The sequence below is a fragment of the Streptococcus sp. DD11 genome (genome assembly GCF_001578865.1).
GTDB classification, from domain to species: Bacteria; Bacillota; Bacilli; order Lactobacillales; family Streptococcaceae; genus Streptococcus; species Streptococcus panodentis.
This window is the reverse complement of the sequence record NZ_KQ969396.1, coordinates 308,914-317,218: the sequence shown is the minus strand read 5'-3', so window position 1 is coordinate 317,218 and position 8,305 is coordinate 308,914. Positions and strand designations below refer to the sequence as shown.

Genomic DNA, 8,305 nt, shown 5'->3' with positions numbered 1-8,305 from the left:
TCCATGGGGACCTATGGTGCCATGTACTATGGAGCTGGCTTTCGGCCGCGGGCCATCATTCTGGCCAAGCCGCTGAGCAATCTGGGGACCATCGCCAAGCGCGGCCGCCTGCGGCTGCCCAAGGTCTTTCCAACGGCTCTCGACCTGCTGCATCTGCATACCGGCGGTAAGGACGAGCAGCATATGGAGGAGCTGGATCAGCGTTTTTGGCGCAGGTTTAAGAGGGCGGATTTCAGCCGGACCACCTTTGGGATTTCCTATATGAAAGAGGAGGACTATGATCCGACCGCCTATGAGGATATTGTCGCAGCCCTGCATTCGACCGATGCCAAGGTGATCAGCCGCGGCACATCAGGCCGCCACAATGATGACTCGACCATGACCGTCGCTTGGTTTATGAATTACTATAAAATGATACTGGAAAGGGAATTTGGGCGAAAGAAATGAAAGTTCACAAAAGAAAGGGCATCTACTGGGGCGAGCTGAGGGGCCTGTCAGCTGCCGGCAATGCCAAGGATTTCACCTATTTATACGGCTCCACACTGATCTATCATTCTCCGTCCCATATTTTCTTTGAAAATAAGCTCATGGCGTCCGGGCAGACCATTCACGAGTGGTCCTCTGGCTGGCACTACCAGCGGGACCGGCTGCAGCCTTCGCTGCCGCTGCTGAAAAGGGGCGCCCGCTACCGTCTGACCAGAGATATGGACCTTTATCCGGACTTCAGTGTGTTTCTGAAGGTCATTTTCTTTGACCGCTACAATGAAGAGCTGGGCAATCAGGTGGAGCGCTCGGAAAGCCTGACTTTTACCTACCCTCAGGACGCTTACAGCTACAAGGTTCAGCTGCTCAGTGCAGGGGTAGAGTCCTTTGAGTTTTATGCACTCAAGATTGACCAAGTTGAAGAGGAGTTTGATGATTAAAAACAGTTTTCAAATTCGCCGTCTGCAGGCGATTGTCCATCAGGTCAATGCCTTTGAGAAAGAAATGGCCAGCCTGTCAGATGCAGCCCTTCAGGCCAAAACCAAGGAATTTAAAGAGCGGCTGGCTGAGGGGGAGAGCTTGGATGAGCTGCTGCCAGAAGCCTATGCGGCAGTCCGCGAAGCCGATCGGCGGGTGCTGGGGATGTTTCCCTATGAGGTTCAGGTCATGGGGGCTGTCGTCCTCCACCAGGGCAATGTCGCTGAAATGGCTACGGGCGAGGGCAAGACCCTGACCGCAACCATGCCCCTCTACCTCAATGCCCTGACCGGACAGGGAGCTCTGCTGGTGACGACCAACAGCTATCTGGCCCTGCGGGATGCTGAGGAGATGGGCCGGGTCTATCGCTTTCTGGGCCTGAGCATCGAGACAGCGGTGCTGGCTGACGAGAGCAAGGAGCTGACTCCTGAGCGCAAGCGAGAGATCTATCAGGCCGATATTGTCTATACCACCAACAGTGCTCTGGGCTTTGACTACCTGATTGAAAATCTGGCTGACACCAAGGCCAGTCAGTACCTGCGGCCCTTTCATTATGTCATCATTGATGAGATTGACTCCATCCTGCTGGATAGCGCTCAGACACCTCTGATCATCTCAGGGGCTCCGCGGGTTCAGTCCAACTTCTACGGCATCATGGACACCTTTGTCACCACCCTGAAAGAGGGCGAAGACTACAAGTATGATGATGAGAAAAATGAGGTCTGGATGACCCTGAAAGGCATTCGGGCAGCGGAGTCCTTTCTGGATCTGCAGCATTTATTTGCCAAGGAAAATCAAGAAATTGTCCGTCACCTCAATCTGGCCCTGCGGGCCCATAAGCTGTACAAGAAGGACAAGGACTATGTGGTCCGCGAAGGCGGCAAGGAGGCAGAGGTGGTGCTTTTGGACCGCTCCACAGGCCGGCTCTTGGAGATGACCCGGCTGCAGGGCGGCCAGCATCAGGCCATTGAGGCCAAGGAAGGAGTCAGTCTGACTCAGGAAACGCGGGCCATGGCCTCGATTACCTACCAAAATCTGTTCAAACTCTTCAGAAAGATTGCCGGGATGACTGGGACTGGCAAGGTGGTGGAGCGCGAGTTTGTGGAGACCTATTCCATGGCTGTGATTAAGATTCCGACCAACCGCAAGGTCATTCGCCAGGATTTGCCGGATCAGCTCTATCAGACCCTGCCGGAGAAGGTCTTTGCTTCGCTGGATGAGGTCAAGCACTATCATGCCAAGGGCAATCCGCTTTTGATTTTCACTGGTTCGGTGGAGATGTCAGAGATTTACTCCTCTCTGCTCCTGCGGGAGGGCATTGCTCATAATCTGCTCAATGCCAACAATGCAGCCCGCGAGGCTCAGATCATTGCTGAGTCAGGTCAGAAAGGGGCGGTGACAGTCGCTACCTCCATGGCCGGCCGGGGGACAGACATTAAGCTGGGAGCCGGTGTGGCAGAGCTGGGCGGTCTGGTGGTCATCGGCACGGAGCGGATGGAGAATCAGCGGATTGACCTGCAGATCCGCGGACGGTCGGGCCGGCAGGGAGACCCCGGCATCAGCAAGTTCTTTGTCTCTCTGGAAGACGACCTGCTCAAAAAGTGGGGACCGGACTGGCTCAAGACCTTCTATCGGGACTACTCGGTTGATGAGGTCCAGCTCCAGCCAACCCAGCTCAGGGGGCGGCGTTTTCGGAGTCTGGCTGCCAAGGCTCAGCGGGCCAGCGAAAGTGCTGCCAAGCTGTCGCGCCAGCTGACGCTGGACTTTGCCCAGAGCATGAAGATTCAGCGCCAGCTGACCTATGCTGAGCGGGACCGGCTGATTCAGGCTGAGGAGCGCATCGATCAGGAGATTGAGCAGGTGCTGAGCCAGGTCATTCATCAGGCGGCTTATGAGCGCAGCTATGCCAGCCGGGCCGACCTCTATCGCTATATCTTGGACCATTTCAGCTACCATGCTGAACGGATTTCCTATGATTTTGACCTCTATTCGCCGGAGAAGATTGAGCAGCTTTTGCTGGGGATTGCCAGAGAGGAGCTGCAGGCAAAGAAGGACTATCTCCGGTCGGACAAGCTTTTTACAGACTTTCAGCGGATCTGCGTCCTCAAGGCGATTGATGAAAACTGGATCGAGCAGGTGGACTATCTGCAGCAACTCAAAACAGCCCTGAGCGGCCAGCATTTCTCTATGAAAAATCCTCTGGTTGAGTATTATCAGGAGGCTTATGATGGTTTTGAGTATATGAAGGAGCGCATGAAACAGCAGATGGTGAAAAATCTGCTGATGAGTGAATTGGCGCTGAACCCCAAAGGAGAAGTGATTACCTACTTCCCGTAAGACGAGGACATTATGACAGTATATAACATTAACTTGGGCATCGGCTGGGCCAGCAGCGGCGTAGAGTACGCTCAGGCTTACCGGGCTCAGCTGCTGCGCAGGATTGGGCAGCCGGCTAAGTTCATCTTTATGGATATGATTTTGGCGGATAATATTCAGCACTTGACTGAAAATATCGGTTTTCGTGATGAGGAGGTTATCTGGCTCTACCAGTTTTTTACAGATGTCAAGCTGGCGCCGACTACGGTGACACTGGATGACCTTTTGGCTTCGGTAGCCGGCCGGCCCGACCGCTCAGAAAGAGAGGGCCGGATTGTCCGCTATTTCTATTCGCAGGAGGATGTCTTTATCACCTGCTATCTGCGGCAGGAGGATCAGGACTTTGTGGAGCATGCAGAGTATGTTTCGCGCGGCCGGCTGATTCGCAAGGACTATTTTTCCTATGTCCGCTATGCCAGCGAGTATTTTGCTCCTCATGAGGGAGCAGCAGCCCTCTACCAGCGCCGTTTTTACAATGAAGACGGCTCGGTGGCTTATGATATGCTGCTGCAGGACGGCCAGGAGGAGCTCTACCGCTTTCCTGACCGCATCTTTTACTCTAAGCCCGAGCTGGTCCGCTATTTCCTGCGCTGCCTCGATTTGCAGGCGGAGGACATCCTGATCCTGGACCGGGAAACCGGTATCGGTCAGGTGGTCTTTGAGGAATGCCGGCCGGCTAAGCTGGGAGTGGTGGTCCATGCCGAGCACTTCAGCGAAAATGCCAGCAGTGAGGACTATATTCTCTGGAATAATTTCTATGACTATCAGTTTACCAATGCGGACAAGGTGGACTTTTTCATCGTGGCGACTGCAGCTCAGCGGGACATTCTGACCCGGCAGTTTGAGCGCTATTCGGACCAGCGGCCTAAGATTGTCACTATTCCGGTGGGGAGCCTGGACCGGCTGATTTATCCTGAGCGGCCTCGCCGGCCTTTCTCTATGATTACCGCTTCGCGGCTGGCGACGGAAAAGCATATCGACTGGCTGCTGCGGGCGGCCATGGAGGCCCATAAGACTCTGCCGGAGCTGACTCTGGATATTTACGGTAAGGGAGGCGAGGAGGCCAAGCTCCGCCGCTTGATCGAAGAAGGCGGGGCTCAGGACTACATCCGGCTCAAAGGCCATGCTGATCTGAGCCGAGTATATGCCGACTATGAGCTCTATCTGACGGCTTCGACCAGCGAAGGCTTCGGCCTGACCCTGATGGAGGCCGTCGGCTCCGGTCTGCCCTTGATTGGCTTTGATGTCCGCTATGGCAATCAGACCTTTATCAAGGACGGTGAGAATGGCTATCTGCTGCCGGCTTCTGCCAGTCAGGTGGAGGAGCAGATTATCTCCGCTTATGCGGCCAAGATTCAGGAGCTCTTTGAGCAGGGGCAGCAGCCGGCCATGAGCCAAAAATCCTATGAGATTGCAGCAGACTTTTTGACCAGCCGGGTGGAGGCCGCCTGGAAAGAGCTCATTGAGGAGGTGGGACATGATTCAGCTATTTGACCTTTACAGTCAGGAAACCCAGGACCTGCATGACTCCTTGCAGGCCGCGGGCTTTGACTGTCCGACCATTGTCCTTGAGGCCAATGGCTTTCTGCCGGATGATATGATTTCACCTTATCTGCACTTGCTGAGTGAGGAAAGGCCATCTGGCAAGGCCCGCTTCTTTAATCAGATTGAACGGCCGCCCTTTTGGGAAATCATCGGCGACCATCAGGGAGCGCGTGTCCTTGATATGGGACAGGAAAAAGCCCGGATCCGCTATGCCGATCAGGCTATGGGCCGTCTGGTCAAAGAAGTGGATTGGCTGGATAGCAAAGGGCAGCGGCGCCTGACCGATCACTATGACAAGTATGGCCGCCGCTTTGCTCAGACAGCCTATGATGCCGGTCAGCAGGCCCTGACGACGACCTATTATGCGGATGACCGGCAGGAGCGGATTGTGGAGAATCATCAGACCGGCGACCTGATTCTGACCTTGGAAAATGAGCCCCTGCGCATCCTGAAAAACCGGGTCGACTTCCTGCGTTTCTTTCTGGAGCGGATGGGCTATGATCTGGACCATATCCTCTTTAACTCTCTGGCCAATTCCTTCCTGCTGTCTTACAGCTTGGCTGGTCAGGCCGGACAGGACATTCTCTTTTGGCAGGAGCCCATCGGTGATGCTTTGCCGGGCAATATGCAGCTGATTTTAGAGCAGGATCAGCTGCGGACGCAGACCATTGTCATTCCTGACAGGGCGATTTATGAAAAAGCCAGGAGTCTGGCTGGACCGGAGCAGCAGCACAAGCTCCTGCATCTGGGTTATCATTATGATTTCAAGCGGGACAATTATCTGCGCAAGGATGCTCTGATACTGACGCATTCAGATCAGATCGAGCAGCTGGAAACCTTGGTGACCGCCCTGCCCCAGCTTGTCTTTCGCATCGCTGCTCTGACTGAGATGTCGCCCAGACTCCTGTCCATGCTCTCTTATCAGAATGTCGTGCTCTATCAGAATGCCAGTCTCAAGCAGCTGGAGGAGCTTTATCTGCAGGCAGACCTCTATCTGGATATCAATCAGGGCGGGCAGGTTCTGCAGGCCGTTCGCTGGGCTTTTGACAGCAATCTGTTGCTGCTGGGCTTTGAGCAGACGGTTCATGACAGGCGCTACATCGCCAGCCAGCATATTTTTGACAGCAGTCAGCCCCAGCAGCTGGTGGCAGCGATTGAGCAGGCACTGGCTGATGTTGAGGGGATGCGGTCAGCGCTTCTGGCTCAGGGCCGGCATGCCAATGACGTTCCGCTCAGTCTGTATCAGGAAACCCTTCAGAGGGTGCTAGGAGGTCAGCATGACTAAGAAAGACTTATTTTACAAGGATGTGGAGCAAAAGTTAGACAGTCTTAAACAGGGCCAGCCCAAAAAAGAAAAAGCCAGTCTGGGCGAAAAGCTCAACAAGGCCTTTGTCATTGCACTGGGTCTGGTCATCTTGATTGGGCTGATTTTTACCCTGATTGGAGCATTGAGGAGATAGTATGCAGACTTTATTAATCTTATTGACCGCCGGCGCAGCGCTGACTCTCATCCTGCTGGTCAGCCTGCTGCCTCGTGAGAGCCAGCGCTTTTTTCAGGACAGCAGCTCTATTGGCAAATCCGGCTACTGGGACACCGACCTCGTGATGAAGCTGTCGGTCCTCTTGGCCAGTCTGGCCCTCTTTGCCTTGCTGATTTACTTTATGATTCAGGCTCTCTAATCTTGAGAATGAATGACGATAACAAAGTGAGACTGAGACAATCATTGTCCCAGCTCTTTTTTATCGTCATTTTGTCTATCTTTTACAGCCTTTTCCTTTGCTTTTAGTAGTGGCGGTGGGACAGACTCCCATGATGGCTGTGTCCTCACTCACAGAGGGATGAATCTTTTGGAAGATACTGTATAAGAGTCTGCCCCACCGCCTTGTCTTCAACTCAGGACTTCAAAACAAGTCTGTTTTTGAAATTCAAATAGCCTTTATTTCTGAAACTCTCTTGAATTTTTTCTGAAAAGGAGTAAACTGTAGATAGAAGAGATGGAGGTTTTGCATGAAATTATATGTTCAACTGATGATTATTTTGATGATTTCCCTCATTGGAGAGGGCATTTCATCGGTGTTTCGCCTGCCTGTTCCGGGCAGTATTATCGGCCTGTTCCTGCTGTTTTCAGCCCTGCAGTTCAAGCTTTTGCGCTTGCGCCATATCAGCATGGTGGGCAATTTTCTCCTGGCCAATATGACCATTCTTTTCCTGCCTCCGGCGGTCGGCATCATGGATAAGTTTCAGGTCATTGCGCCTTATCTGCTGCCCATTGTCCTGATTGTAGTGGGAGCCATCGTGCTCAATATCTGTGTGATGGCAGTGGTGGTGCAGCTGGTGAAGAGCCGTTTTGAAGGCGATTATGAGAAAGGAGGGAGCAGCCATGTCTGATCTATGGAGCAATCCTCTCTTTGGCCTGGCTCTGTCTATTCTGGCTTATCTGATTGGCCTTCTGATTTTCCGTCAGATTTCCCCATCCTTTGACCACTCCCTTGCTGCTGGCGGCGGTGCTGGTCATTGCCTTTCTGAAGCTGACCGGGATTTCCTACAAGGATTACTATGCCGGCGGCTCCTATTTAAACAGTCTGATTGTCCCCTCTACAGTCGCCTTAGGTATCCCGCTCTATAAGACCTTTCACCTCATGAGGCACCATGCCCGCAGTATTTTGCTGGGGACCTTTGCGGCAGTAGTGGTCAATACCTGCTTCACTGCTCTGCTGGCTAAGTTTTTTGGCATGGACTTTTTTCTGGCTGTTTCTCTCTTTCCTAAGTCTGTCACCACAGCCATGGCTGTCGGCATTACGGACAAGCTGCAGGGGATTGCGGCAGTGACGCTGGTTGTCGTTGTAGTGACCGGCATTCTGACCAGTGTTTTGGGACCGACGCTTCTAAAGATTCTAAAAATCACAGATCCTGTCGCCGTTGGCCTGGCTCTAGGCGGGACCGGCCATGCAGTGGGAACGGGAACTGCCTTTAAATACGGTCAGGTCGCGGGTGCCATGGCAGGACTTGCGATTGGTGTGACGGGCCTTATGTATGTCCTTGTCAGCCCTATCGTGGCAGCGATTATTCTGAAGTAAAAAAGAAAACTGGCTGAACCAAAAGGTTTCAGTCAGTTTGATGGTTATTGAAGATTCAGCTTGTTTTTCACAATGGCGTAGACGGTAAAGTAGAAGCCGAAAATCTTGACGAGTTCAAAAATGCTTCGGATAATCAGGGAGATATCCAGCATTTGACTAAAACTTAGGTAGAAGTCATCGTAACTAGAACTATCATCATAGAGTTTCAGGAAGTTGGTTACAGAATATGGAGTCGGCAGGAAGAGAGAGAAGACTGCCAAAACAGTCCAAATCAAAAATCCAAAGAGGACAGCCATCATAATCCGATTCTTCTTAAAGAGCTGTCCGATGGAGATGACGAGGTAGA

General features: G+C 52.8%; 8 protein-coding genes and 2 pseudogenes. 9 read left to right on the top strand and 1 reads right to left on the bottom strand.

Going from position 1 to position 8,305, the window contains the following annotated elements; genetic code table 11:
• From asp2 to STRDD11_RS10850, 9 genes and pseudogenes are all read left to right on the top strand, one after another.
• Nucleotides 1-447, top strand: a 447-nt coding sequence (asp2, locus tag STRDD11_RS10890; protein ID WP_128837343.1) for an accessory Sec system protein Asp2, incomplete at its 5' end; no start/stop codon positions are given.
• On the top strand, nt 444-923 hold the full coding sequence (gene asp3 / locus STRDD11_RS10885) for an accessory Sec system protein Asp3 (RefSeq protein WP_128837299.1): 480 nt from the start codon (nt 444-446) through the stop codon (nt 921-923). The genes asp2 and asp3, both read left to right, overlap by 4 nt.
• Nucleotides 916-3,297: an accessory Sec system translocase SecA2 gene (gene secA2, locus STRDD11_RS10880; RefSeq protein ID WP_128837298.1), complete on the top strand. Its 2,382-nt coding sequence runs from the start codon at nt 916-918 to the stop codon at nt 3,295-3,297. The genes asp3 and secA2 overlap by 8 nt, the downstream gene beginning before the upstream one ends.
• Before the next feature lie 12 nt (nt 3,298-3,309).
• Entirely contained in the window at nt 3,310-4,830 is a 1,521-nt protein-coding gene (gtfA, locus tag STRDD11_RS10875) for an accessory Sec system glycosyltransferase GtfA (RefSeq protein WP_128837297.1), read from the top strand.
• On the top strand, nt 4,814-6,166 hold the full coding sequence (gtfB, locus tag STRDD11_RS10870; protein ID WP_128837296.1) for an accessory Sec system glycosylation chaperone GtfB: 1,353 nt from the start codon (nt 4,814-4,816) through the stop codon (nt 6,164-6,166). Before gtfA ends, gtfB begins: the two co-directional genes overlap by 17 nt.
• Nucleotides 6,159-6,341, top strand: a complete 183-nt coding sequence (asp4, locus tag STRDD11_RS10865; RefSeq protein ID WP_128837295.1) for an accessory Sec system protein Asp4 — start codon at nt 6,159-6,161, stop codon at nt 6,339-6,341. Before gtfB ends, asp4 begins: the two co-directional genes overlap by 8 nt.
• A gap of 1 nt (nt 6,342) precedes the next feature.
• A complete protein-coding gene (locus STRDD11_RS10860; RefSeq protein WP_128837294.1) occupies nt 6,343-6,561 on the top strand; it encodes an accessory Sec system protein Asp5 in 219 nt (72 codons plus the stop codon).
• Nucleotides 6,562-6,889: 328 nt separating this feature from the next.
• On the top strand, nt 6,890-7,270 hold the full coding sequence (locus STRDD11_RS10855; protein WP_128837293.1) for a CidA/LrgA family protein: 381 nt from the start codon (nt 6,890-6,892) through the stop codon (nt 7,268-7,270).
• A pseudogene (locus tag STRDD11_RS10850) lies at nt 7,263-7,959 on the top strand (LrgB family protein). The gene STRDD11_RS10855 and the pseudogene STRDD11_RS10850 overlap by 8 nt, the downstream one beginning before the upstream one ends.
• A gap of 44 nt (nt 7,960-8,003) precedes the next feature.
• On the opposite strand, the pseudogene STRDD11_RS10845 reads toward STRDD11_RS10850, so the two are convergent.
• Nucleotides 8,004-8,305: pseudogene (locus tag STRDD11_RS10845) on the bottom strand (lantibiotic ABC transporter permease); the annotation flags it as partial.